Consider the following 25,467-nt stretch of genomic DNA (forward strand, 5'->3'; position numbering starts at 1 on the left):
ACTCTTCATGAATCCATGCTTTAGGTGTGAGAAAGATCAGATTGTTTATCAGAATCTGCTCTTGAATGAAATCTGAGCAAACAACCATATATTTCATTATAAATCCAATACTTTACTATTGAAACCTTTAATAAATCCTTGGAGTTCAAATAATTAAGTATGAGTCATTTGTATATCCTGTAGTTGTAAAGCAAAAAATAAGCCCATCATCTAGCTTGATGATGGACCGAGATAGCAAAAGGTCATAATTTGATTTTAACGGTGTAGAGAAAACCAGTGAATCCTGTTTTTACGTTCATGACGAAGGTATTTTCATTTTTAGGTACGATGTAAATGACATCAATTTTTGAGTGTAACGGAGCGTAATAACCTAAGCTTTCTGAATAGGCTTTTTTGTTCAGATTGATCGTTTCTTCAGGCGTGTAGCTTTTCTTGTGACGATCCATCAATGGGAAAGAAGAGGGTTTATAGTCGATATAAGAGTCAGCTGAATCTTCACCCTTTACCTGCATCTCAAGTCTGACAGATACGGCTTGTTTATCTTTCGGAAGATTCTTAAGTGGAACACGTTTCGCCGAACTGACCATGAACCCACGTTCTTTCATTAAATTTTTATCACCAGCATAAGTCTGAAGACCACCTTTATTCATCAGTTCTTCGATGGCGTCTGTATTCTTTTTCTTTGACTGTTTCTTTTGTCCGGTCTTCACGGTGGTTGATGTAACATCTACAGCATCGACTTCGATTTTGACGGTCGTCGGCTTCGCAATGGCTTCGCTTGTCGCGAGAAGCACATACGTATTTTTATCACTTGGTACACGGAATACAAGGTCGACTCGAGAAACGGAAGGAGCAAAGTAGCGATAGCCATCCTTCCATACATCTGGATTACGATTCTCATAATCAACCGTTTCGTATACTTTCCCGTTCGTATCTTCTAGGGTAAATGTGTTCGGTTTATAGATAGCAGGTCCACCTTCTACGTTACTATCCTTGTAGTTCTCTAAAATAACCGGTACCGTGACATATTGTTCGTCATCGAGAGTGGGCAATTTCAACTCTTTTGGTGGTGATAGGAGAAGTTTATCAACGCGGAAAATATTTCTCTTCGCTTTCGGGTCTCCCGGATAGGTTTGAACGACCCCACGCTCCATTAGTTGATCGAGCTTGCTCGAATTGACTTTTTTAGTAGAGGACGCCTTCTTTTTCGTGTCTTTTACGTCTGCCAATTTCGTTCCTGTCGTCTTGACCGTTGGCGTAGCTGTTTGTATCGGTTTCGTGGACGCTGGTCCTTCTTCTGTCGTAGCAAAGAAGAACAGGGAAGCGACACCAACGACAAGGGCACCACCAACTGCGGATAAGGCCAGTCGGAAACGTCGTTCCGTCGCTTTCGTATTCGTCGCGACACTTCCAATCGCAGCATTTGGTGTAATACTGACGGCGCGTTGAGCGGGTAAGAGGGCACCGAGAATTCCCGTGATGGCAGGAATCAACAACATGACACTCAAGAAACCGAGCTCACCTGTTGGGAACTGGTTATAGACGAAGCCGATCATCGCAAGAGCGATCAGTAAGCCGATGATTCCAGCGAACAGTCCCGTCATTAATCCTTCACTTAAGACGAGCGTCCGGATTTGACCGTTCCGCCAACCAGTTGCCTTCAAGACGGCAAGCTGACTCTTTCGTTCGTTGACGTTTTGCCACATGATCTCCGTCGTCGTCAGGATAGCGATAAGTAAAGCGACACCCATCGCAACATAATGCATCGTGCCGACTTCGAGTGCAACGTATTCGCCGAGCCATGTCGCATACAAGACACCTTTCAGTCGGAAGGTGATGAATAGGAAGAAAATGAACAGACTCGTCGGCAAGGCGATCGCGATTGTCGAGAGGATCGTCCGTTGCCAATACGTTGCAAGTTGGTTGATGCTCATCCCAAGAACACTTTGTGCCCGGACGAAGCGACGACCTTTTGAGACTTCACCAGAACGCATACTTTCGAATGGTTGAATCCGGCGGATGAGCGTCATCGGGACGAGCGTACCGCCCCAGTAAATCAATAGACCAGCAAGTCCAATCAAGATGATCCGTGATAAGGCAATCGGATGATCCGTCGTCAGCCAGAACGAACCGAGGATCGTCCAAGAAATCAAGGCGACGAGTGTGCCGAGTAACGTTGCTTCCAGGAACAGAAGCTTCGAGAGCTGACGTGGACGCCAACCGAGCGACAGTAAGATCGCGAATTCCTTCTTGCGGGCATAGAGTAAGATGATGTTTGAACTAAAGACATAGACGAGCGCAACAGCGATGACACTTGCGATGATGCCGCTCATTCCGACTTTCGCTTCTTGGAAGATGGCCATCGATGAACCGAGTTTGATCCACGGTTGCTGGATCCAACCGAGTGCCGATTCACCTTTTAATCCAGGGAGGTATGTCAGCGCGAGCTGTGGCGAGGAGCCAAGCGTGACGTCGGTGATCAGACCGGTCTTGTCCTCGATCTCTTGAGCAACAGCTTTCAACTTTTTCTCACTCGTCGCGTTCATCGTCTCGACACCTTTGACGTTGACACGAATGGCAGAGATGGCTTTATCACCACGTAACTTAAAGGCGGCGTCAAGCGTCGTCAGCATCGATGGTGGTTTCGTCAAGAAGTCATACGGGTCGTTCGTCGGTTTGACTTCCCGGACTGGATTGACCGGTTTTTCATTCTTGTCCATGACCCATTGGGCTTTCGCCGGGAAATAGGTCTCCATCGGCAGTTCCGTCAATGGGTCTTTCGAGATGTTCAATTTCTTCGGATCAAAGACACCAATGTAGTTCAAATGCATTTTCGGTACTTTATCAAGGTTACCCGTGTTGTCACCGAAGACACGAGCTTTTCGATACATCGATCGTTTCGAAATGAGGACGTCCTTATCGACCTCTTGAGGTGTTACTTGATAGGTGAACGGCCAACGTTTGGCAAAGGGACTAGCAATCGTTTGATACTCGACAGACGATGGCTTTAAAAACATCCAGTCAAAGCTACCACTTGCTTTTTCCGGAACTTTATCTTCGAGAATGTTCTTAATAAGTTGCTTTGATGCTTGCTCTGTCGAAATATAGTATTCCTTCGTATCTTTAACAGGAAGCGTCTTGAGATAGGATTCGCCACCTTTTTTCATGATACTGCGTACTGTTTCAACCATTGAATCTTTGACGAGCGGGATATCGACTTTCTCGTAGCGATAGGTCCGCGAAGCATTGACGTACTCCTGACTGTTCATGATCAATGGGATGTCCCAAACACCGTCACCATAATCGTTCACGACATCGTCCTTCGTGAAATAACGACTATGCGTAGCCTTTTTGGTTGCCTGATCGAGTCCAACGAGTTGTGCTTCTGCTTCCGGATCAATCCCGGCAAGCATCACTGCGCTCCCGTAACCGTAGATAGGAAACTCGCCTAATTCTTGCGGTGAAACATCTCGATTCAATCCGTCACTCTCAGGAGGGAACCAACCGGCTCCGGCAAAGAATGAATAAGATTCTGTTTCTTTCTTTAGCCCAGTATCTTGCATATCCGTAAACGAAATTTTGTAAATGCCCGGTTCTTTGAAATTATAGGTATCCGTTTCAGCATTCGTATTGTAGTTCCCAATCATCGCAATCGGTGCTGCGACTTCTACGTCAGCAATCTGCTTGATCGTCTCATATTGTTTGCGGGTGATCCCGCCGTCGAGCCCACTCATGTAGTTCGGTTCGAGCAGGTTCAAGTCTTCTGTCACGCTCCGGCTGCCTTCCGGACGAACGACGATATCGTACGACGATCCCCAGCGTTTTTGCAGTTCATCGACGACCGTTCCGTTGTTGGCTTGCGTCGTACCGATTAAGTAACTTAGTCCGGTACTGACGATCAGAACGCCGACGAGGAGCAGAATGAACCGCTCCTTGTTGCGCCACCAGGAATTCCAGATGAATTTAAGCATCGACAAAACCTCGATTCCTTTCAATGATGGTACGACCCATGTCAAATTCCTCCTAGTGATTAAATGATTGTTTCGTCAGATCGATTTTGACGGTCGTTGGTTTGGGAAAAGCTGGATCAGAAGCGAACAGAACGAATCGCTTCTGATCGATTGGTACTTGATAAACCAACTCCACTCGTGACTTGTACGGTGCGAAATATTGAAACCCGTTTTTCCAGGCTTTCTCATTGCGATTCACATAATCGATAGGTTCATAATCGGTTCCTTGTAAGTCTGTCAAGGCATACCGATTGGGACGATAAGTGATGAATCCTCCCAGATCATCCCCTGTATCTTGCATGACGACAGGGATCGTCAAGAAACGATAACCAGCACGTTGCTTTAGATTCAGTTCTTTTGGTGTGTCAATCAATGCCTCGACATGAAAACGATCAGATTGATGTCTCGGATTCCCGGGAGTTGTTTGCGTGACACCTCGCTTCATCAATGTTTTTAATTTTTCCGTTTCCTCTGTTGAAGGAGTAGTAGCTGACGTATTCGCTTTTTTGATATCGGCTAGCGTGATCTTGACGGTCGTCGTTTTTTCGACGGCCTCATCTTTTGCAAGCAAGACGAACACCTTTTGGTCAACCGGTACTTGGTAAACAAGATCGACCCAGGATTTTTTCGAATTGATGTATTTGAATGCATTTATCCAAGCCGTTTTATCGTGATTGACATAATCGACGGGAGTGAACTCTTTTCCGTCAAGAGCAATCAACGAGAAGGTTTGTGGTCGATACGACGAAAACGAACCTGCAGCTAATTCATCCCGGTTATGAAGGAAAACTGGAATCGTCACGAAACGATATCCTGACTTCTCCTTGAGCTTTAACTCTTTTGGTGTTGAAACGAGCTTTTTAACAGAGAAGTCATAATTCTTCGCCGCCGGGTCACCCGGGTACGTCTGAATAGCGCCTGCGTTCATCAATTGCTCCAGTGCCGTGTTGTCTTCGGCAGTATGTTTCTTATCGTCAGGATCTTGAGCGAGATTTTTTAATTTTTGTCCGGTCGTTTGTACTTTTGGTGTCGTTATTTCTTTTTGAGCCATTCTCGTTTCAGGTGCAGCGAGGAGAAATAAACTCGTCGTTCCGATGACGAGCGTAGCAGCGATGCTACCGAGTGCCCATTTGAAGCGACGTTCGGTCAATTGTTGATTATCGTTTACGCCACCGATGGCTGCGTTCGGCGTGATCCGCACAGCACGCTGTGCAGGAAGCAAAGCACCAAACACACCAGTCGTTACCGGAATCAGGAGCATAAGACTTAAGAAACCGAGTTCACTGGATGGGAACTGATTATAGACGAAGCCAATCATTGCTAAGGCAACAAGTAGACCGACGATTCCAGCGAAGAGTCCAGTCATCACACCCTCGCTTAAGACGAGAAGTCGGATTTGACCGTTCCGCCAGCCTGTCGCTTTAAGGACAGCGAGTTGATTCTTTCGTTCGTTGACGTTTTGCCACATGATCTCGGTCGTCGTCAGGATGGCGATGAGTAAGGCGACGCCCATTGCGACATAATGCATCGTACCGACTTCGAGCGCGACGTATTCACCAAGCCATGTCGCATATAAGACGCCTTTCAGTCGGAACGTGATGAACAAGAAGAAGATGAACAAGCTCGTCGGTAAGGCAATTGCGATGATGGACAGTAGCGTGCGTTGCCAGTAAGTCGCGAGTTGGTTGATGCTCATTCCAAGAACACTTTGTGCTCGGACGAAACGACGTCCTTTTGAGACTTCGCCAGAGCGCATGCTTTCAAATGGTTGAATGCGTCTGATGAGTAACGTCGGAACAATCGTCCCGCCCCAGTAGATCAAAAGCCCGGACAATCCAATCAAGATGATGCGTCCGAGGGCAATCGGGTGATCAGCTGTTATCCAAAATGATCCGAGAATCACCCAGGCGATGAGTGCGACCAGCGATCCAAGAAGTGTTGCTTCTAGGAAGAGGAGTCTGGATAGCTGCCGTGAACGCCATCCGAGCGAGAGTAAAATCGCGAATTCTTTTTTTCGAGCATAGAGCAAGATGATGTTCGAACTGAAGACGTAGACGAGCGCGACAGCGATGACGCTCGCGATGATGCCACTCATTCCGACTTTCGCCTCTTGGAAAATCGCGATCGACGACCCGAGTTTGATCCACGGTTGCTGGACCCAACCGAGTGCCGATTCTCCTTTTAGACCGGGTAAATACGTCAAGGCGAGTTGCGGGGAGGAACCGAGTGTGACGTCCGTGATCAGACCCGTCTTATCCTCGATTTCCTGTGCGACAGCTTGCAATTTTTTCTCACTTGTTGCGTTCATCGTCTCGACCCCTTTGACGTTGACGCGAATCGCAGAAATTGCTTTATCCCCGCGTAACTTAAAGGCAGCGTCGAGCGTCGTCAGCATCGATGGTGGTTTCGTCAGGAAGTCGTAGGAGTCGTTGGCGGGCTTGACGTCACGGACTGGATTGACCGGACGATCATTTTGATCCATGACCCACTGTGCTTTTGCCGGGAAGTAAGTTTCCATTGGAAGTTCAGTCAACGGATCCTTTGAAACATCGAGCTCCCGGGGGTTAAAGACACCGATATAGTTGAGATGGACTTGTTTCCATCCTTTAAAGCCACCTTCGAATTCACGTGCTTCGCGATACATGCTTCGTTTGAAGAGTAAGGATTCCTTGGCGACCTCTTTTGGTTGAACTTGGTAGGTAAAGGGCCAACGGGAACCGTACGGACTCTTAATTGTTTTGTATTCAACCGGTGAAGGTTTCAAAGTAATGGAAGACAGTGAATCACTATTGTTCGCATCGCCTGTTGATAAGGTGTTTTTAAGGATACCGTCCACGAGCTTTTTTTGGACGTCTTGAGTCGTGATCGAATAAGAGGTAGGCTCTCCTACTGGTAGTTTACTCAGGTATGTTTTCCCACCTTTTTGTTCAATCTTTTGGACCATGTCTGCAACGCCTGTTGCAGTGAACGGAAGCTCTACCTTTTCATATGTATAGGTGCGCATCGCATCGACGTATTCACGAGAATTCAATAGAATCGGAATCTGCGTCGCTTGATCACCGTACGAAGCGGGAAGATCCGTTTCGCTGAAGAAACGGCTATATGTTCCGGTAGTGGTCGCTTTTTTCAAACCGACGAGCTGGTCTTCGGCAGCAGGATCGATTCCGGCAATCATGACTTCTGAGCCGTAGTCATAGAGGGGTTGTTCACCAAGTTTTAAAGGGGAGACGCCTGTGCGCGTTGCGTCACCCATTGGTTCCCAGCCAGCAGCAAGAAACGTTGTCATGGTATAAGATTCGTTTTGGAGTCCCGTATTTTGAGAATCCTTGATTTTCAAGCGGTAAATCCCTTCTTCTTGAATCGTATGGGTACCGACGCTACTCGATGTCGATGTATAACCAATCATCGCGATTGGTGCTGCGACCTCGACATCAGCAATCTGCTTGATCGTCTCGTACTGCTTGCGGGTGATCCCACCGTCGAGTCCGCTCATATAGTTCGGTTCAAGCAGGTTCAAGTCTTCCGTCACACTCCGACTGCCTTCCGGACGGACGACGATATCGTACGACGATCCCCAGCGTTTTTGCAGTTCATCGACGACCGTTCCGTTGTTCGCTTGCGTCGTACCGATTAAGTAACTCAGTCCGGTACTGACGATCAGGACGCCGACGAGGAGCAAGATGAAACGCTCCTTGTTACGCCACCAGGAGTTCCAGATGAATCTCAGCATGTTCTCCACCTCATTTCGATTTGGTTAATTGAGCATTGTATAAGATGCCTTTCGATAAGATATTCTTTTATCCATATATTTCTTTTTATTTTTCCATTATATACAAATAAGAGTGAATTGACTAAAAAATCTGTTAATTATGGATATTAATTTTAAGGAAATAGAAATAGCACCTCACGGAGGAGGTGCTACATCAGGATTGACTCTTTAAACAACGCGTGGATTCCGTTTCCGCATGATGATCTCGTCAAACGAAACGCCATCATACAGTAAGGCATCAGGAATCATTTCAATGATTTGAAAACCGGCTTTCTTATAAGCTGCAATTGCTCGTTCATTGTGCGAAAACACTTCGAGTTCAAGTTGACCCAGCTGAAGTTCTTCGAAACAAAATCGAAAGATACACGCGATTGCCTCTGTCCCGTATCCTTGACCGGTCCAGGGGAGGGCACGCAGTGAAATCCGAAATCCAGCGATTCCTGAATCCAAATCGATATCAAGAATCGAACACTCGCCAATCATCTCACCCGACGTCAGGCAAATTGCAAAATCATGACGCGTCGCATCAGCTTGAATCGAGAGAATATGCTGTTCAATCTGTTCGAGCGAAAACGTCGCTGTCGTTCCGGTCAGGTAACGTAATGTCTCATTTTGTGTTTGTTCGAATAAGACGTGCGCGTCCGTCACTTCAATCTGGCGTAGAAAAATTCGTTCTCCAGTCAACTGCATGAATATCTTCCTTTCCTTCTCATGACGAAAGTTTAATCGTTTCATCGGTTTCCGTCGTAAAATATTGACGTTTCGTTCGGTCTTGCACGATGAAGACGATCAAGCCACCAATCAGGAGGAAGCCAACTGAAGCGACGGTATACGTCAAGCGGATCGATGTCTCGGCATATAGACCAATCAAGGCAGTCAGTAGAATGACACCAGTCGATTGTACAACGTGGATGCTACTGAGGAACCGTCCCATCAATTCGACCGGAATGTGTGTTTGAGCAAACGTCATGAAGCCAGTGTTTGCGAATGCAAGGGCAAAACTTAGCAAGAAAAAGCCAATCGCTGCAATCAAGAATGACGTCGCCGAGGCAAAGATCAAGTAACCGACAGGCGTCATCAGTGCCCCAAACTGGATCAAGAACCGGAGCGACAAGCGATGCGTAAAGGTTGCATTGACCGCGGAACCACAGATGATGCCGATTCCGGCGATACTGACGAGGAATCCATACGTACTCTCATCCATCTGCAAAACGATCGTCGCAAACGAGGCTTCAAGCGAATCGAGACCGCTCATCAGGACGATCATTAACGCATAGAAGGCATAGACGAGCGTGATATAGCGCCGTGTTCGTGCAAACTGAAAGGTTTCTTTCCAGTCCTTAAGAATCACTCGGAGTGAAAAGGGGACTGCTGTAGTCGCCGCCAAGCGGACGTCAGGCAAGACGGATAATAAAGTGGCAGAACACAACAGTGCTCCCGCGTTCAATACGATTGCTGTTTCTGGGGAACCGACCAAAAATAAGAACCCGGCAATTGACGGTCCGAGAATGAAACCGGCCGACTGAATGAAATTCTTTAATGCATTGAACCGTTGGCGACTAGTCTCTGGCACGAGCTTCGTCATGTAGATCAATGAGGATGTCTCAAATAGCGTGTTACCGATGTTCAGGATGAAGACGAGCGCATAGAGAACATGCAATGAATCGATCAATGTCAGTGAAAAGACGAGCGCGGCGCGCCCGACGTCAAGCATTACGAGCAAGCGACGTTGATTGATTCGATCGACGATACTGCCGGACCAAAGACTCGTCAACAGCGCGGAGATCGGTAACAGGATATAGAGAACGGAGACGGCGAACGCCGATCCCGTTCGTTCGAGGACGATTAAATTCAAGGCGATGAAGTAGACCCAAGCTCCAATGTTCGAGACACCGACACCAAGTAACAGCAATCCAGGGTATTTCCAATTCGACATATGACACACTCCTTTTTTAATTGTGTTTTAAGCCAATAAAAAAATCCCACCTCCAAGACGTTGGTCTTGGGGACGAGACTGTGCGTGTCGTGGTGCCACCCCTGTTCGCGAAACCGTCACCGGTACCGCCTTCATCGGTACGACCGCTTTTAAACGGCAAATACCTGAGCTCGATAACGGGAGCACCCGTCACGATATCCCCGATTCGGTTCCACCGTGCTGCTCAGAGGCTTGGTTCGGTCAATGACTTTTGCTCCTTCCCACCAATCGGAGCTCTCTAGGAAAAATCGAAATGACGTACTGTTCTCTTCAATGCGTTTGATTCATATGATTTGTCTCATCCTAGCATATGCCAAATGAAATCGTAAAGAATTTTTATCATTTTTTTACAATTGTTGAAAAAAGTACATAGGTATCAAAATTTGAAAAATGATAAAAGTGGTAAAATATGTAACGTGCTATATGTTACATTGTCTTAGTTATGTGTTCACTTTAAAGAAAGGTGTATGAAAGGTGGGAAAAAAGTGAAACGTTTGATTTTTTTCATATCTCCACTCCTGGTTCTTAGCGGAGCTGTCTTTTTCACGACGTTCCGTCCAGTCGAGCAAGCGATCTATTTCTTAATCTTATTTTTACTGACCTGTCTGTCAGCGATGACATTAGTGGAGCGTCTCGTCAAACGTCATGATGTGATCCGACGACTAAACACGATCCATCCACTTATAGGGATTGTATTGGGTACCCTCATGCTTGCCGTATTCATTGGTTGTATTTTGTGGCTAGCTCCATCACTTACGCAACCAAGTCTCGTTGGTCTTCTCGTCTCGTTCCTTTTCATGTATGGCGGGATGTTAGTCCTCGGTTTCATAATCAGTTGTTTCTTCGAAGGCATTACGCGTCAACCGAAGGATCAATTGATTCGCCCAGTCTTTCTGTTCATCGGAACAGGATATCTCATCTTGACCGTCTTCGGAATCTTGCAACTGTATCGTCAAACCGGATGACAGCAAACCCCACTGAAGTCATGAGACGACAGTGGGGTTATTGTATTTACTGCACTTTCAGTAAGAATCCGAATTGTCCGTCTCCTTGTTTCCAGCGCGAATTTAATTCATACGCATAGAGACCGGGTTCTGTTGGTGCATTGAACTGATCATCTTTTAATACAACACGAGATTTCTTTTTCTGTTCGTGCCATTGTGTTAGCTTAACTTGTTCTGGATTGCCGGATAATTCGACACGGACGATTGATCCGGAAGAGACATTAACCGGTTTTTGTTCTTTTGCCATATCGAGTCCATCGCGATAAACTTTATCACCACATTGACTGCGGAGTAAGCTGTCCCAGCAATAAGACCCTTGAACGGTCGGAACATCCTTTCCGTTCGCCTTAACTTCAGGGTTCGGTGGTGCGCCACGGAATGGTTCGAAAACGATGATGCACACGACTAGAATCAATAGGACGACCAATACTAAGCCACGTTTCATGAGGGACCTCCTTGGTATTTTCTTTATTTTACCAAAATATAAAAATTAAATAGAAGAGCTTTTAAATGAAAAGATATTCAGTTTTTAATTTTTTGTGAGTTTGATCATTTATTTGACGTGGTGTGTATGTAAAACAAAAGGGTAAAGGATAAAAGAATCTATATCTAGACCAAAAGAAAGTGAGGCAAAAACATGAAGGCAGTCACGGTCACAGGACATGGTGGGCTAGATCATCTGAAGTACATTGATATGCAAACACCTCAACCGAAACAAGGCGAGGTGCTGATTAAAATCAAAGCCTGTGCCTTGAACAATACAGAAATCTGGATGCGGGAAGGCACTTATGGTGCGGAGAATGAGTCGGGCTGGAAAGCGGAAGGTGTGCAATTCCCCCGAGTTCCCGGTTCAGACATTAGCGGACGGATCGCCGCGGTTGGAGGCGGTGTCGCGGAATCAGAAATCGGACGAGACGTCGTCTTATTCCCGTTCACGGCGAGTGGAGAAATCGCTGACGAACAAAGTGCCGAGGACTTATCGTTTATCGGTTCCGAGTACGACGGCGGATACGCGGAGTATGTCTGCTGGCCGCTCGAACTCTGTTACGACATGCCGCTTGCTTCCTATACGGACAGTGCGGTCTTCTCGGTCAGTGGATTGACGGCGTGGCACATGGTCGAACAACTTAACTTACAACAAGGACAGACGTTACTTGTAACAGGTGCCAGTGGTGGTGTCGGCTCACTCAACGTCCAGATTGCGAAACGTGTCTTCGGTGCCCGTGTCGTCGCACTCGTCGGTGACTTGAAGCTGACGGATCAATTGCAAGAACTCGGGGCGGACCTGGTCGTTTCCTACCGTGAGCCGGACTGGGATCAGCAGGTCATGCAAGAAGTTGGTCCGGTCGATGCGATTCTCGACGTCGTCGGCGATGCGGTGTTTAAACAAGGACTGGATCTGCTGAAGCGCGGCGGAACGTACTGTATTTCCGGATCGTCCGGGGGACAGGTGACGTCGCTCGATTTTCGGACACTTTACTTGAAACATATCCGTCTACAAGGATCCGTCCTTGGCAATCGCCATGATTATGAGAAATTACTCGAGGCGGTTCGGGCGCAGACGATTCAGCCCGTCATCGACCGGACGTTCTCGCTCGCTGAAGCGCGAGAAGCCCAAGCGTACTTTAAACAAGCTGGCAAATTCGGCAAGGTCGTCTTGCTACCATAAGAAAAACCGAACAAAACGAGCTATCCTCTTCCTGTGATGGAAAGGATAGCTCGTTTTCGTGTCAATTTAAGGGCTAGGCAAGATGTAAAAAAGCGTGACGGTCGAGCTAAAAGGCTCCTCTTCCGTGTAATCGATGAATTCCTCCCGTGATTCATGAATCGTATACCGGTTGTTCGGAAAGAGTTCCGTTACCCAGGTCGGAACGTGTGAAGCGAGAGGGAACGACTGAATCCGCTCAAGTGGGAATAGGGTTCCGTCCGGATTCGTCGTGTGGACATGTAGTGCGTCTTGTGAAGCATCCTCGAGGACAATCGTTATGTAAAGCTGATGTTCAATCTGTTTTTCCTCTAGTTTTTGTTGCATGTCCTGCATAGCGCTCAATGCGATCCGAAGATGTGCTTTACGAATACGCAGACTCGCGTTGCCATGTCCATAAAAGTCAGGATGCTCGTGCCATTCGTTAAACCAGACGTCTGTATCAATATAGGAGGGAGAAGAAAAACTTTTGAATTCAAGTTCGAGATTTTTAAAATAACGGCGTTTGCCGCGGAATTTTTTCATGAGCAATGTACCTTTCAGTAAAGGGATTTTTTCATAAGGGAAATAAGGCGAAGACACTAAAAATGGGTAAATAAAAACCAATGACTTAAATGGTGTGACTCGTTTCTGAGTGACGAACTGATTGCGCGGACGTTCCCGGTGTCATAATCGCCACCGTCTTGCTACTATCGTCGATAACGCCATTGCGAATCAGAACATGACCTACGCGCTCGATGCAGATATCTGTTCCTGATCAACTGTAGTTTTATTTTGATCGCGACGTTGCTAGGTGTCAAATAGCTCCTACGGACGGATAAAAGCTTACAAATCCAGTCATCAAAACGAATCGATTGTTTCCTGATCTCTGACTTGAATCAACTTGATCCTGACCAACTAGAGAAATTGTTCAATGAACGTGTGCCGTGATGACGGAACTGAGGAGGAGAGAGCATGCTGGCGTTCTTTATCTTGATCCGAAATTTTTTTCATGTCATCCGTATCTTATTCAAGCAAGAAGAACAGAAAGCATTGATGATCATGGTCGGGGCACTTTTCTTGATTGGGACGGTCTTCTATCACAATGTCGTACAGTTCAGTATTCTAGATGCCTTTTATTTCTCCGTCATGACACTCGCGACTGTCGGATACGGGGATCTCGTCCCACAGACAGCGTTCGGTAAATTGTTTTCGATCGGTTACGTCATGCTTGGTGTCGGTGTTCTCAGTGCCGTCATCGTGAACTTTAATATGGCATAAAACAATATCACCAGGACAAGAAGAAGAAGGAGGAGCAGAAATGAAACCACATCTGACGCACTTCTTGCATTGTCTGATCCTCGGAGCAATCGTCGGATTGACGGCTGCCTTGTTTTTAAGTGGTGTGAACGCATCGATTCATTATGTATGGGAGTGGTTACCGTCTGTACTCGATGTATCTTTCTATGGACTTGGCGTCGGTCTACTCGGTGGTATCGGTGTTGGTCTTATTCAAAAGTCGGTAGGTGATTACCCGAAGACGATGCATGAGACGCTTGCTAACTTCAAGCAAGAAGGTCGTGTACCTTATCGCGGTGCTCTCTGGAAAAACACCGTTGCCGCATGGATCGTGCTGACGTGTGGAGCGAGTTTAGGACCGGAAGCTGCGTTGATCAGCATCTTAGGGGGAATGGTGACGTGGATCGGTGATCGGTTACGGTTGACGGAGCCGGAGCGGCAAAGTTTCTTGCAGACGGGATACGCTGCGATGTTAGCGACGATTTTTCATGCCCCGTTCGTCAGTGTCTCTGAAGCGATCGAGGAGGAACCGATGCAGCAAGCAACGTCACGCTGGCAAAAGGTACAACGCATCTTTTATTACGGCATTTGTACGCTCGTCGCTTTTGCCTGTTTTCGTTTCATCATGCACCTCGTACCCCATGACCGCGTGTTCGCTATTAAGATACCACCGATTACGTGGAATGCGACTGTCATGTGGTTCATCCTTCCGGCGATTCTCCTCGGGATCGCGTTTGGACTTTTCTTCATATGGACGGAGCGGGTGACGAACTGGATGGTTTCCCGCGTCGGAAATCCAATCCTTCTCGCACTCATCGCGGGAATCGCGATTGGTCTTGCATCCATGATTTCCTCTTACTTATTGTTTTCTGGTGAATATGACATCTTCGATTTTACGAAAGAGGGATCCTCCTGGACAATCGGTGCCTTATTGTTGCTTGCGATCGGAAAGGTGGGGTTGACGCATCTTTGTTTTTCCTGCGGCTGGAAAGGCGGAAAGATATTCCCGTTAATTTTTTCGAGCACAGTCATGGCATTCTGTCTCAGCCAATTAAGTCCGTTCATGCCTGGATTGATCGTGACACTTGTCGTTACGGCAAGTTGTACTGTCGTCTTGCGTCAGCCACTCGTGACCGCTACGCTTCTCCTCTTTCTATTCCCGTTGCAGTTCTTTCCATTGATCCTACTTGTCTGCCTTGGCGTTCAACAATTCATGAACTACTACGGAAACCGTCTTGCATTATCCGATAAATAAATTTATGACTTACTAAATTATTCGTTATTTGTCTTATAGATTGAATGGAACTATACTTTATAGGAAGACCAAGCAAAAGGAGAACATACATGATTGATTTTGAATGGTACCGGAGTTTCATTCACGTTTACCAACAGCGTTCCGTCTCGGCGGCGGCAAAATTTCGTTTTTTGACGCAACCGGCGGTCAGCCAGCATATCGCGGCACTGGAAGCAGAACTTGAGACGACCTTGTTCATCCGTGCGCCACGGCAAATGATTCCGACGGACGCGGGAACAGCCCTCTATACACAAGTCGTCGGATTGATCGACCGGCTCGAGGAGTTATCGCTTGAGATGAAATACGAAGCAGGGGAGCAATCTCGTCCGGTCTTGAAGTTCGGGGGACCGACGGAATTCGTGACGCATGGGATCGTACCAAAGCTACCGCTCGACGTCGCACAGTTCACGGTAGTCTTTGATTTGACGGTTCCCTTGTTGCAACGCTTGCTTGCGAATGAGCTCGACTTCATCATCGCAACGAAGCGGATCGATGAACCGGGAGTCCAGTATGTCCCAATCGCTGACGAACGCTTTCATTTGATCGCTCCAATCGGATACGATGCTCCGGAAACGGATCTAAAGGAATGGATGGACCAACAACGCTGGATTAGCTATGGACTCGAGTTACCAATCATTCGTCGGTACTATCAGACGCAGTTCGGAGAACGACCTGGGATTCGTCCGGAAATGATCTTACCGAACGTCGATGCGATACTAAAGGCGATCGAAGTAGGACACGGGATTAGCATCTTGCCCGATTATCTCGTCGAAGCAGCGGTCAGCGCTGGACGGGTACAACGGATTGCACCGGAACGATTCGCGACGAATCAGTTATATGTCGCTTATCGAACGGACTCGCGCCACGATCCGGTTTTGCAACAGGTGATTGTTGTCTTACAATCGTAATGAAAGAGGCTAATTAAAAAAAGAATGGCAGATCATCATTTTGCATCACTTCCCTTATGTAGAGACTGACTTTTGAGTCAGCCTCTTTTTCTGTTCAAAAAGAAAGACTATTCCGATAATTTGCAATGTGACAAATTGTAAATATAACATAATTTATCCAAAATAAGAGTGGTTCTTTTAAATCCTTCAAGGAGGCATCAAATGCTGAAGTTCATCTGGAACGCATGGTGGCGAAACAAAGAACGATTTATCCTGTTGCTAGTTGGTGTGCTGATCGTCAGTACGGGACTGAGTTACCTCATCGGTACCTCTCAAGCGAATAAAGGAACGGTCGTCGATGCATTGCAACAGCGCTGGCACTCTTCCTACGATATCGTTGTTCGACCAGTGGGGAGTCGAAGTGTCACGGAAGACTTGAAGTTGCTCGAGCCGAATTACATGAGTGGTCTTGATGGCGGTATCACCCGTAAACAATATGAGACAATCAAACAGATGACCGACGTCGAGGTCGCGGCACCGATCGCAATGATTGGTGGAACGTATATCGGAACACCCATCGGTACGCATACGATTAAGAAACAAGGCATCTATCGGTTGCGAATTAACAGTCAACAAGATACTGGTCTGAAAACGGAGCAATATATCACCGATCATTATTTAGGCGCTGGTTGGGAGCCTTTAAAAGATGCTACAAAAACGGGTCTTTCTCCGTTAGGCGTCGGGAAGGTGCCGTTGTATGAGCAAGGTACATACGAGATGATTGCCGGTGTGGATCCGGAAGCAGAAGCGAGACTCGTCGGTCTGAAGGATGCGGTCCATACGACTGCGCACAGCCGCTATTTTGATCCGAACACGAAAATCACGAAGCGCGGAGACGGTGCCATACAAATTCCGGTTCTCTTGAACGAACAGGAATATTCAACCGTCAAGACATCGTATACCTATGAAGACGTCCTGCTTCCGCTCCAGGATGATTCAATGAATGCGACCGTTAATATGATTGAACAAAAAGGGGGAAGGGAGTTCCTCGAGACACTAAAAACGGACCATCCGAAAACGTACACGATTACAAGTCGCCAAATCCGAAAACAACTCGTCACGGATATTTTGAACGGAAATCATGAACCAAACGGTGCGAGCGAGTTCGACTGGGTCAGTCAAAAGCCGTCCCCTGTAAAGTATCAACCGTTGAAGAGTCCGTTCGGGAACCGCTGGCCGTATACGTATCAAGTCGAACCACAACGGGTCGAAGCAGAGTCGCTGCTGGCAAAACGAGCGATGTATCGAAAACCGAATAAGTTCGGACAGACGAGTGACGATTGGATCAAACTAGACATGAACTACATCGGCGTTTTTAATGCGAAAAAATTGAAACTGTCCAAAGATCCATTGACCGAACTGCCGATGGAGACATACTTCCCGGCAAAGGCACAGTGGGTCATGGATGCACAAGAACGACCGGTCAATCCACCGCGTGATGTCGAAGCGATGGACGATCCATTCGATTTCCTGACGAAACCACCGTCTGTCTTGACGACACTCGATGCTGCGTTTGCGATCCGGGGAGATAAAGCGATCTCTGCGATCCGAATTCACGTCAAGGGAGTCGAGACGTTGAACGAACAAAGCGAAGCGAAACTGCAAGCGGTCGCGCGAGAAATCGAAGATAAGACGGGACTGATCACCGACGTCACACTTGGATCATCGCCGCAACTGGCCTTGACCTACTTACCGGGACTTGACGGGAAAAAAGCTCTCGGTTGGATTCAACAACCATGGATCAAGCTTGGCTCTTCCATCTCAATTTTCGAAGAAGCAAAAGTCGGAATGGGTGGTGTTATCGCCAGTGTCATCGCTGTCGCCATCGTCTATGTTTTCAGTTCGAACATCATTTTACTCTATGCACGGAAAAAAGAGTTCGCGATTTTACTGTCGCTTGGTTGGCGACCGCGTCAACTGTCAACATTACTCTTGCTCGAGGCGACCTTACTCGGAATACTCGTCACGTTGATTGCCTGGCTGATTCTCGGCGGATTTTCATTAATCGGGAACGGTGGGACGAGTCCTGAACGCGTTCTTTTGGTCGGTCTTGCCGGTCTTTTGATCTACTGGGGCGGTACGCTCGTTCCGATGGCATTGATTCGTTGGATTCGACCGTATGAGACGATGCGAGCCGGAGAGGCGACAAGTGGACGACGGTTCGTCCGTTCGACAGGGGTACTTGGCATGAGTCTCAATCAATTACTGACCTATTGGCAACGAACCGTTTTATCGATCATCGCGATCGCTTTACCGACGAGTCTGTTCATGTTCTTCCTGTTCGTCACCTTCCGTCTCAAAGGCGTTCTGTATGCGACATGGCTCGGTGAGTTTGTCGCCCTTGAGGTCGGCACGATGCATTACATCGCAATGGGTGTGGCTTTGCTGATAGCGATTTTGACGACAACGGAAATCCTCTGGCAAAACGTCAATGAACGGAAAAGTCAGCTCGCCGTCTTGAAGGTCACGGGGTGGCATGATCGCCGGATTCGATTACTCGTTCTGATTGAAGGCGGTTTGACGGGATTATTAGCTGGAATGATTGGTCTCGCCGTTGCACTTGTCTTGATTTGGCAGACGTATCATACGTTCCCGACAGCAGACATCGGCTTTCTTTGCCTGACATTAATGATTCCACTCGCAACGGGTGTCGTCGGTGCGCTCCTACCGGCAGCACGAGCTGTCCGCATTACACCGAGTGCTGCCATTAACCAGACCGTCGTCAACAGTAAAGCAACAGAAAAACGGTTCAAGATTGCCCTTGGAACGATTGGAGGTGGTTTAGTCGCAAGCATCTTGATCCTCGGCTTCTTCGTGGTTGCGAAGATACCACCTGCTCCGGCTAAACCTGTCACCAAACCGACGAAAGTGATCCAGACGACAGGGGCGAAACTTCACGATCAACAGTCACAAAAGGAGCGCGTCTTGCCTAAGAAAAAGTCGGTCAAGGAGAGCAATGAAACACTCGAAGCCGTCTTACAAAAGGCAAGCTTCCGGACGTATCCGGGAGATACGAACGTCAAACGGTACAACGATCTGGAAGTGAAGGAAGCGCGGACGTTGACGAATCTTAAGTCACCTGCTGGACAAAAAGCAATCATGATACGGATTGAGATGCAGGATTCAGACGAGATGGTGGTAGGCAGTTTCTATACGTATGAACCACAGTTCTTCACATTGACGAACGATCAATCGGGAACACATGATCCAATCGACGTCATTAATCGAAATCCAAAAGCCTGGATTGAGCAGTCGAAGTATTTGCCGCCATATAAGTCCCGCGTCGACTTGATCTATCATGTTCCAAAAGCAGCAAAAAAAGCCGTCTTATTCTTAAATGGTGAATGGACAGCACAGACCTACGCCTTTGAAATGAAAATAAAGTAAGTAGGGTAAACGGAAAAATCCCAAGATTGTCCTCAAGTGAGGGGATAATCTTGGGTTTTTTTCATTCAGATGTCACGTAAGAACGCCACGTTTCGATCAGCGACGAGATGGGCGATGTCCGCACGATACGTATGATAGTGCGGTGAGGTGACATGCTGATCGAAAGCGTCTTGATCACGCCATTGTTCGTAAAAGTAGAAGACGTTCGGATCATTGATAGCGTGGTGTGCCTGATAGGTCAGGCACCCTGCCTCGGCACGCGAAGGGGCGATCACACCTTCGATGATGGAAGCGAGCTGTTCGCCTTGATTCGGACGCGCTTCGATCCGGGCGATCAGTTGAATCATCGATAGAACCTCCTATGAAAAGAGATCCTTCATCCAAAGGATCTCTTGAATTGATTAGTTGAGTGTGGTGATGACAGCTTTCGCAACAGCGATCGTGGACTGTGGATTTTGACCTGTGACGAGGTTTCCGTCTACTTGGACGTTCTCTGTGAAGTTGTCAGCCGTGATGATGTTTGCGCCAAGTTCACGAAGACGCGTCTCGAGCAAGAATGGCATGTAGACGTCAAGTCCTGTCGCGCGTTCTTCTTCATCCGTGAACGTTGCGATCGTTTTTCCTGCGACGAGCGGTGTTCCGTCTGAGAGTGTCGCACTAACGAGTCCAGCTGGTCCGTGGCACACTGCAGCGACTGTCTTGTTCGCTTCAAACAATGTACGAAGGGCGTTGTTCAAAGCATTACTTTGTGGCAAGTCGAACATCGTACCGTGTCCGCCTGGCATGAAGATCGCATCGAATGCCGAGAAGTCTTGGATTGATTTTAAATCAAGTGTCTCTTTCAAAAGTGGAGCTGTTGCTTGAATCTCAGCTGGGACTTCGTCTTCCAGGCTCCGAGCGTCGATTGGTGATTCACCGCCGCTCGGACTTGCGACCGTTACGGTATATCCTGCGTTCTTGAATTCGATGTATGCTTCCGCGAACTCAGACAACCAAAGTCCTGTCGCGTGACCTTCCTTCATTTCTTTTGCGTTTGTGACGACCATTAAGATGTGTTTACTCATGATATGTTCCTCCTTTTTCGTTTGCCGATTGGCTACGTGATTAGAATACGCCCAACTTTAACGAAAAACAAATTAATAAAAATGAGCTTATCGATAAATAAATTTATACATAAAAATAAAAGCTGCTTCCTACCATGATGGCGGAAGCAGTTTGAAAGATAGATTAACGTACGTCAGAAGAATAGTTAGCTAAAATCGAGTGACTTCGCACTGTCACGATGACACTGGTAAGACTCGCGACTGTTCCGAGGACCGCTACAATAAGCGTTGATGAGCCGTCTGGAATTAAGAAACCGACTGGAATCAGTCCGACGAAACTGAAGACGATCAAGGATTGATAAATGACATTGACGCTCTTCAGTACAGGGTTTTCGAAAAACGATAGGATGAATGGTGGTAGGAATAAGACGACAATTAGTCCAATCGCAATATAGAGCGATAACGGCTCCTTAAACGAGATGGTATTGCCTGTTGAATGGCGTGCTGCGACGAGCACGGCGACGATCGCGACGCATAAGGTTACACAAACGAACGTTAACCGTTTTAACATACGAACCCCTCCTTTTTACTTTAATTCCATAATAAACCAATTTCTAAATGGAATACAATCTTTTTCCGGGCAACCAATGATGACGAATCGCCTTAACGATGACATCGGGACGATCCCAGTGTAATAGATGTCCTGTCTCCGGAACGAGATGGACCGTCGCTTGTGTTATCTCATGTAATAGGTTCGTCGCCTGCTGACGGATCGATGCTTGATCTGTCGGTAACGTAGCGACGTACAACTGAATGTCCGCTGGTGGAACGTCCGGTAGAAAATTAAGAACATCCTCGTGATGAAGCGCGCGTACGATTGCAGCAGCCGTCTCTCCTCGCGCATGCCAGTGGAATCGTCCTTCCTCCATCCGAAGAAGATCGACTCCGGCTTGATCAAGGGAGTGCGAGCGACGGGCATTCGGGGCATAGACGGCAACGTCTAAAAATTCCTCCCATGTCGAAACTGAATCCTCGAAGTCTTGTTCATAAAAGGCGACTTCTTCCTCTACGGAACGACCGTAGAGTCGTTTACTGTGATAGCCGCCGTCAATCAGGATCGTGCCGAGCACACGGTCCGCATGTTCAATCAAATAATAAAGCGAGAGAACACTGCCCCACGAGTGCGACAAGGCATAGAACCGCTTGATATCGAGGATATGTAAAACCTCATCGATCCAGTCTGTGAGCGGCTTCATGCGATAGTGTAGAGGATCTGTAAATGCTGGTGTTTTGCCGTGACCGGGTAAATCAATCGCAATAAGGCGAAATTCGTCTGAAAGGGCTTCAGCGATTTCGATGAAGCTGAAACTCGTGCTGCCGAGTCCGTGAAGACAGACGATCGTCGGAAGATGTTTGTTTCCCCATTCCGTAATGTGGACAGGTTGCTGCTGACAGGTGACTGTATAACGTTTCATGTGCCGTCTCCTTTTTCTTTTACTGTACCACGAGGAGAATGTTGGAAATTGAAAAATAAGGAAACTTTCTTTAAGAAGTAGCGTAGAGATAGAGGACACATCATTTACATAAAGGGGAATTCTCATGGAAACAATTATCACAATGCTCTTAACAGCCGTTACCTTATGCGGACTCGGAGTCGTTGTCACAAAAGTAAAAGAACGCTTGCGTTAATCAAAAATATGTCCAAAGGAGTCCGTCATGTTTCCAATCGTAAAACAAGAATTCACGAGCAGCTTCAAAAGCATCAAAGCGATTCTATTGATTCTTTTTCTGACGATCACGTCCGTCTTCACAGCATCGTATTTGACGAGGCATCCGGAACTGCTTGCTGGCGTTAATCAACCGTCTGCCTATACTTCAAGCATTAAGTTCTTCATCCTGTTCTTCGGTTTTTTGTTCGTGGCTGCGTTATCACACGACATCATCAATCGTGAAATCGAGACGCGGACGATTCGTTTACTGGTCACGAAGACGTCGCGTCTGCGAATCGTTTTGGAGAAGTTTCTCGGTTCATTGTTGTTCTGGTGCGCAACGCTTACGATCAATTTCCTCATTGTCTCGCTCTACGCGCAGCAATGGTTCTGGATGGATTATCTGACGGTTCTGATCGTCATCCTATATATCACGAGTTTCAACATCTTTTTATCTACGATGATTACAAAACCTGGTTTGACGATGTTTCTCGGTATTTTTCTCGGTATTGTCGTCCCGATCATCGGTCTCTGGTCAGCGTTCTCGGAAAAATGGTATCTAATACCGTTTCAATACATCTTGCCATACCACGCTGTCATCATGTCTGGAACATTATTACTGTTACCTGTTTTATGGAGTGGATTGTTTTTGATGATCTCCTATCTCACGTTAAAGCGAAAGGATCTATAATATGAATGCGATTGAAGTAAGAGGATTAAAGAAATCGTTCGGCACAAAAGAAGTCTTACGAGAGGTGGATTTGACGGTCGAACGAGGAGAAATTTTTGGTTTTTTAGGTCGTAATGGGGCCGGTAAATCGACGTTTATTCAGATTATGAGCGGGATCACACACTCGACAGGCGGAACTGTCGCACTTCTCGGTGAACCCGCTGATCGACTGGATGCCATCAAACAACTGATTGGAGTTATGCCGGATACATCGAATCTCTATCATGACATGACGGCACGTGCGTTTCTTGAATATATGGCGGGATTATCCGGAGTTCGTATCAGTAAACAAGAGGTTTTAAGGTTACTTGAGCAGGTCGGATTAAGCGGAACGGAGCGACAAAAGATTAGGAGCTTCTCGTTCGGGATGAAGAAAAAGATCAGTATCGCTCAAGCGCTCACCGGAAATCCGGAATTACTCTTTTTAGATGAACCGACGTCCGGTCTTGATCCAGAATCGGCGATCGATATCCAGCGATTGTTGCTTGCATTAAAAGCGGAAGGAAAAACGATCTTCTTGACCTCGCACAACTTGAATGAAATCGAAAAGATATGTGACCGTGTTGCCATCATGGCGGAGGGAAGAATCGTCCGCTATGGAACCGTTGCGTCCTTACAAGAAGCAATGAGGCAGGAGATTCAAATCCGTATTCGGACTGTTCCGCAATTATCGCCATCGCATTTGCCAGCATACGCTCGACTTTTGTCGCAAACCGATGACTGTACACAGCTTGATTTATCGACGGAAGAGGATATTCCAGAGTTACTCGTCATGCTTGCGAAACAAGACGTCAAAGTCTACGAGGTGCAGATCGAACGTCAATCATTAGAAGAGATTTTCTTAGCGGTCTGACCGACTATCCTCTGATTCCGTCTCCGGAACATCTTCGAATAAAAGACGACCCCCGTCATTCCACTGGCCGTACATCTGATTCCGTTTCGTTTTTTCAATCAACGTCTGCAGACGTTTTTCATAGAGAGCGGGATCCTTACGTACACTTTGAATCGTATCAATCCGGATGCGTCGATAGAGCTCCGGGAAGTCATTAAACTTTTCATGGACGATTGGGTCTTCTTGTAGACGCGCCTGGATGGCGTCATCGATAACGAACGTATCAGTACGCATGTCTGGTAGAACCTGTCGTCCGGACGGTTGCATCAAGCCGAGACGCTCTAAGCGACGGACCCGTTCCTTGTTCAGTTCGGTCCAGTTACTGTTCTTTCGACGCGGTGTGAATCGTTGCGCCAGTTCACGGTCCACTGTCTTCTTCACAATTCCATCAATCCAGCCGAAACAAAGTGCCTCCTCGACGGCATCAAGATAGAGTAAACCTTCTCCTGTCTGTTTTCGACTGAGGATTACCCAACAAAACGACTTATGTTCCGCGTGTTCTGATAACCACTGTCTAAAGTCCTCGCGATTAGTGAACCGTAAGACGTCCGTGATCTCCATGCTCGTTCCTCCTTTTCATATCGAAATCCCCCTTCGCGTTACACGAGGGGGGATTTCACTTTTTTATCGTAACGGGTCATGATGAAAGACACAATTCCGACCACTCTTTTTCGCTTGATAGAGAGCGGCGTCTGCCTGCTGGATTGTCTGCAGAAAATTATAGCTCTCAGACGGTTGATGGGTTTGGCGAGACACACCAATCGATAACGTCACTTGTAGCGGTTCCGTCGCTGATAACTCATACGTTCGCGTGGCACTGGCTTCACAAATTTGTTCCGCGATTCGACGCGTCTCAGGCAATGAATATTCCGGTAACAGCATCATGAATTCTTCACCGCCGAATCGCCCTAGCACACAAGAAGGGGGACAATAGGACGTAAGCAAGGCACTGATTTGTCGTAAGATATGATCCCCTCGGTCATGACCGTATGTATCATTGACCTGTTTGAAATGATCGACATCGATGATCATGATTGAAAAGTTCATCTGTTGTGATTTATATCGTTGGACCGTCTCTTCTAAATGGCGCCTATTATCAAGTCCCGTCAACATATCCGTCAAGGCGAGACGCCGATGCATCCGGACTTGATGGAAGTGCCAGCGGACTTGATGCAGAATACTGTGTAGCAGGAGACCGGCACAGCCGTTTCCGACGAGAAATACCGTCATCGCCGTCACGTCATTCGGACGAACATGTTGAACGAATGGTAAACAAAGAATGAGTGCGATTGAAAAAATGATCGGAAACGAGATAAAGCGATCCGGTGCTTCATTTTGTAAGTATAAGACAACGATGCTGACGATTAGATACGTACCGACAAGCCAAAATGCATGATTGGAATGAAAAACAAACGTTTGAAGGGAAGCGAAGACGAGCGTCGTAATGAAGCCGCTACTGATGCCTCCATAAATGAAGGCGATGACGATTAAAGTAATCGACAAATCGAAACGAAATTCCTCATAGGTGATGGCATTGTGAATGACCCAGTAGCCGGCACCGGTTGCAAGAATTAGCACTAACAGATTTTTTTTCAGCCAACTGTCGAGCGTATTTCGGAATTGAAACCGCTTAAAAAAGAATAGAGAGATGAGCACGAAGAAAAAGGTTAAAGCGACGTTGAGGATGAGATGATTCAATGTATTCCACATGTTCGTGTTCCTCT

Annotated in this window: 20 protein-coding genes and 1 other annotated feature; of the genes, 8 read left to right on the forward strand and 12 right to left on the reverse strand. The window is 47.1% G+C overall.

The genetic code is table 11. The annotated features are described in order from the left end of the window. Positions 1 to 242 precede the first annotated feature (242 nt). The 4 genes from Q7C19_RS03835 to Q7C19_RS03850 form a co-directional block, all read right to left on the reverse strand. The gene (locus Q7C19_RS03835; protein ID WP_375091665.1) at positions 243 to 3,971 is read right to left on the reverse strand and encodes an ABC transporter permease; all 3,729 of its coding nucleotides are present in this window, start codon (positions 3,969 to 3,971) and stop codon (positions 243 to 245) included. Between the two features lie 52 nt (positions 3,972 to 4,023). Next, positions 4,024 to 7,740: an ABC transporter permease gene (locus Q7C19_RS03840; RefSeq protein ID WP_375091666.1), complete on the reverse strand. Its 3,717-nt coding sequence runs from the start codon at positions 7,738 to 7,740 to the stop codon at positions 4,024 to 4,026. A gap of 207 nt (positions 7,741 to 7,947) precedes the next feature. Beyond that, the gene (locus Q7C19_RS03845) at positions 7,948 to 8,469 is read right to left on the reverse strand and encodes a GNAT family N-acetyltransferase (protein WP_290750038.1); all 522 of its coding nucleotides are present in this window, start codon (positions 8,467 to 8,469) and stop codon (positions 7,948 to 7,950) included. Positions 8,470 to 8,488: 19 nt separating this feature from the next. Further along, positions 8,489 to 9,715 (reverse strand): MFS transporter, encoded by a 1,227-nt coding sequence (locus Q7C19_RS03850; RefSeq protein WP_375091667.1) that lies wholly within the window; start codon positions 9,713 to 9,715, stop codon positions 8,489 to 8,491. Positions 9,716 to 9,780: 65 nt separating this feature from the next. After that, positions 9,781 to 10,037: a binding site (T-box leader), on the reverse strand. Positions 10,038 to 10,239: 202 nt separating this feature from the next. Here Q7C19_RS03850 and Q7C19_RS03855 point away from each other — a divergent pair. Then, positions 10,240 to 10,719, forward strand: a complete 480-nt coding sequence (locus tag Q7C19_RS03855) for a hypothetical protein (RefSeq protein ID WP_375091668.1) — start codon at positions 10,240 to 10,242, stop codon at positions 10,717 to 10,719. Positions 10,720 to 10,765: 46 nt separating this feature from the next. Here the strand turns inward: Q7C19_RS03855 and Q7C19_RS03860 are convergent, their stop codons facing one another. Continuing rightward, positions 10,766 to 11,203: a hypothetical protein gene (locus Q7C19_RS03860; protein WP_375091669.1), complete on the reverse strand. Its 438-nt coding sequence runs from the start codon at positions 11,201 to 11,203 to the stop codon at positions 10,766 to 10,768. Between the two features lie 192 nt (positions 11,204 to 11,395). On the opposite strand from Q7C19_RS03860, the gene Q7C19_RS03865 reads away from it, so the two are divergent. Further along, on the forward strand, positions 11,396 to 12,427 hold the full coding sequence (locus tag Q7C19_RS03865; protein WP_375091670.1) for a zinc-binding dehydrogenase: 1,032 nt from the start codon (positions 11,396 to 11,398) through the stop codon (positions 12,425 to 12,427). 66 nt (positions 12,428 to 12,493) lie between these two features. Here the strand turns inward: Q7C19_RS03865 and Q7C19_RS03870 are convergent, their stop codons facing one another. Further along, a complete protein-coding gene (locus Q7C19_RS03870; RefSeq protein ID WP_375091671.1) occupies positions 12,494 to 12,988 on the reverse strand; it encodes a hypothetical protein in 495 nt (164 codons plus the stop codon). A gap of 429 nt (positions 12,989 to 13,417) precedes the next feature. Here Q7C19_RS03870 and Q7C19_RS03875 point away from each other — a divergent pair, with 429 nt between their 5' ends. The 4 genes from Q7C19_RS03875 to Q7C19_RS03890 all read left to right on the forward strand — a co-directional run bounded on the left by Q7C19_RS03875 (position 13,418) and on the right by Q7C19_RS03890 (position 19,369). Then, a complete protein-coding gene (locus tag Q7C19_RS03875; RefSeq protein ID WP_375091672.1) occupies positions 13,418 to 13,723 on the forward strand; it encodes a potassium channel family protein in 306 nt (101 codons plus the stop codon). A gap of 40 nt (positions 13,724 to 13,763) precedes the next feature. Then, positions 13,764 to 14,996, forward strand: coding sequence for a chloride channel protein (locus tag Q7C19_RS03880; protein ID WP_375091673.1), 1,233 nt, complete (start codon positions 13,764 to 13,766; stop codon positions 14,994 to 14,996). An 89-nt stretch (positions 14,997 to 15,085) separates the two neighbouring features. Next, the gene (locus Q7C19_RS03885) at positions 15,086 to 15,943 is read left to right on the forward strand and encodes a LysR family transcriptional regulator (RefSeq protein ID WP_375091674.1); all 858 of its coding nucleotides are present in this window, start codon (positions 15,086 to 15,088) and stop codon (positions 15,941 to 15,943) included. Positions 15,944 to 16,144: 201 nt separating this feature from the next. Further along, complete coding sequence (locus Q7C19_RS03890; RefSeq protein WP_375091675.1) at positions 16,145 to 19,369, forward strand: ABC transporter permease; 3,225 nt, start codon at positions 16,145 to 16,147, stop codon at positions 19,367 to 19,369. Positions 19,370 to 19,434: 65 nt separating this feature from the next. Here the strand turns inward: Q7C19_RS03890 and Q7C19_RS03895 are convergent, their stop codons facing one another. The 4 genes from Q7C19_RS03895 to Q7C19_RS03910 form a co-directional block, all read right to left on the reverse strand. Then, positions 19,435 to 19,716, reverse strand: a complete 282-nt coding sequence (locus tag Q7C19_RS03895; protein ID WP_375091676.1) for a putative quinol monooxygenase — start codon at positions 19,714 to 19,716, stop codon at positions 19,435 to 19,437. Positions 19,717 to 19,770: 54 nt separating this feature from the next. After that, positions 19,771 to 20,433: a type 1 glutamine amidotransferase domain-containing protein gene (locus Q7C19_RS03900; protein WP_375091677.1), complete on the reverse strand. Its 663-nt coding sequence runs from the start codon at positions 20,431 to 20,433 to the stop codon at positions 19,771 to 19,773. Positions 20,434 to 20,596: 163 nt separating this feature from the next. Further along, entirely contained in the window at positions 20,597 to 20,983 is a 387-nt protein-coding gene (locus Q7C19_RS03905) for a hypothetical protein (protein ID WP_375091678.1), read from the reverse strand. 43 nt (positions 20,984 to 21,026) lie between these two features. After that, on the reverse strand, positions 21,027 to 21,887 hold the full coding sequence (locus tag Q7C19_RS03910; protein ID WP_375091679.1) for an alpha/beta fold hydrolase: 861 nt from the start codon (positions 21,885 to 21,887) through the stop codon (positions 21,027 to 21,029). Between the two features lie 241 nt (positions 21,888 to 22,128). Between Q7C19_RS03910 and Q7C19_RS03915 the strand changes: the two genes are divergently transcribed. Both Q7C19_RS03915 and Q7C19_RS03920 read left to right on the forward strand, forming a co-directional pair. After that, positions 22,129 to 22,812, forward strand: a complete 684-nt coding sequence (locus Q7C19_RS03915) for an ABC transporter permease (RefSeq protein ID WP_375091680.1) — start codon at positions 22,129 to 22,131, stop codon at positions 22,810 to 22,812. A 1-nt stretch (position 22,813) separates the two neighbouring features. Next, positions 22,814 to 23,704: an ABC transporter ATP-binding protein gene (locus Q7C19_RS03920; protein ID WP_375091681.1), complete on the forward strand. Its 891-nt coding sequence runs from the start codon at positions 22,814 to 22,816 to the stop codon at positions 23,702 to 23,704. Here the strand turns inward: Q7C19_RS03920 and Q7C19_RS03925 are convergent. Continuing rightward, the gene (locus tag Q7C19_RS03925; RefSeq protein ID WP_375091682.1) at positions 23,693 to 24,304 is read right to left on the reverse strand and encodes a YdeI/OmpD-associated family protein; all 612 of its coding nucleotides are present in this window, start codon (positions 24,302 to 24,304) and stop codon (positions 23,693 to 23,695) included. The two genes, Q7C19_RS03920 and Q7C19_RS03925, sit on opposite strands and share 12 nt — an antisense overlap. A gap of 63 nt (positions 24,305 to 24,367) precedes the next feature. Beyond that, complete coding sequence (locus Q7C19_RS03930) at positions 24,368 to 25,453, reverse strand: GGDEF domain-containing protein (RefSeq protein ID WP_375091683.1); 1,086 nt, start codon at positions 25,451 to 25,453, stop codon at positions 24,368 to 24,370. Positions 25,454 to 25,467 lie beyond the last annotated feature (14 nt).

Source organism: Exiguobacterium sp. PHA03, assembly GCF_041945985.1.
In the GTDB taxonomy this organism is placed as follows: Bacteria; Bacillota; Bacilli; order Exiguobacteriales; family Exiguobacteriaceae; genus Exiguobacterium_A.

Excerpts from the sequence above, each read along its gene's own strand:
- Q7C19_RS03835 (WP_375091665.1), bottom strand. The coding sequence starts at position 3,971 with ATGCTTAAATTCATCTGGAATTCCTGGTGGCGCAACAAGGAGCGGTTC.
- Q7C19_RS03840 (WP_375091666.1), bottom strand. The coding sequence starts at position 7,740 with ATGCTGAGATTCATCTGGAACTCCTGGTGGCGTAACAAGGAGCGTTTC.
- Q7C19_RS03845 (WP_290750038.1), bottom strand. The coding sequence starts at position 8,469 with ATGCAGTTGACTGGAGAACGAATTTTTCTACGCCAGATTGAAGTGACG.
- Q7C19_RS03850 (WP_375091667.1), bottom strand. The coding sequence starts at position 9,715 with ATGTCGAATTGGAAATACCCTGGATTGCTGTTACTTGGTGTCGGTGTC.
- Q7C19_RS03860 (WP_375091669.1), bottom strand. The coding sequence starts at position 11,203 with ATGAAACGTGGCTTAGTATTGGTCGTCCTATTGATTCTAGTCGTGTGC.
- Q7C19_RS03865 (WP_375091670.1), top strand. The coding sequence starts at position 11,396 with ATGAAGGCAGTCACGGTCACAGGACATGGTGGGCTAGATCATCTGAAG.
- Q7C19_RS03870 (WP_375091671.1), bottom strand. The coding sequence starts at position 12,988 with ATGAAAAAATTCCGCGGCAAACGCCGTTATTTTAAAAATCTCGAACTT.
- Q7C19_RS03875 (WP_375091672.1), top strand. The coding sequence starts at position 13,418 with ATGCTGGCGTTCTTTATCTTGATCCGAAATTTTTTTCATGTCATCCGT.
- Q7C19_RS03880 (WP_375091673.1), top strand. The coding sequence starts at position 13,764 with ATGAAACCACATCTGACGCACTTCTTGCATTGTCTGATCCTCGGAGCA.
- Q7C19_RS03885 (WP_375091674.1), top strand. The coding sequence starts at position 15,086 with ATGATTGATTTTGAATGGTACCGGAGTTTCATTCACGTTTACCAACAG.
- Q7C19_RS03890 (WP_375091675.1), top strand. The coding sequence starts at position 16,145 with ATGCTGAAGTTCATCTGGAACGCATGGTGGCGAAACAAAGAACGATTT.
- Q7C19_RS03895 (WP_375091676.1), bottom strand. The coding sequence starts at position 19,716 with ATGATTCAACTGATCGCCCGGATCGAAGCGCGTCCGAATCAAGGCGAA.
- Q7C19_RS03900 (WP_375091677.1), bottom strand. The coding sequence starts at position 20,433 with ATGAGTAAACACATCTTAATGGTCGTCACAAACGCAAAAGAAATGAAG.
- Q7C19_RS03905 (WP_375091678.1), bottom strand. The coding sequence starts at position 20,983 with ATGTTAAAACGGTTAACGTTCGTTTGTGTAACCTTATGCGTCGCGATC.
- Q7C19_RS03910 (WP_375091679.1), bottom strand. The coding sequence starts at position 21,887 with ATGAAACGTTATACAGTCACCTGTCAGCAGCAACCTGTCCACATTACG.
- Q7C19_RS03915 (WP_375091680.1), top strand. The coding sequence starts at position 22,129 with ATGTTTCCAATCGTAAAACAAGAATTCACGAGCAGCTTCAAAAGCATC.
- Q7C19_RS03920 (WP_375091681.1), top strand. The coding sequence starts at position 22,814 with ATGAATGCGATTGAAGTAAGAGGATTAAAGAAATCGTTCGGCACAAAA.
- Q7C19_RS03925 (WP_375091682.1), bottom strand. The coding sequence starts at position 24,304 with ATGGAGATCACGGACGTCTTACGGTTCACTAATCGCGAGGACTTTAGA.
- Q7C19_RS03930 (WP_375091683.1), bottom strand. The coding sequence starts at position 25,453 with ATGTGGAATACATTGAATCATCTCATCCTCAACGTCGCTTTAACCTTT.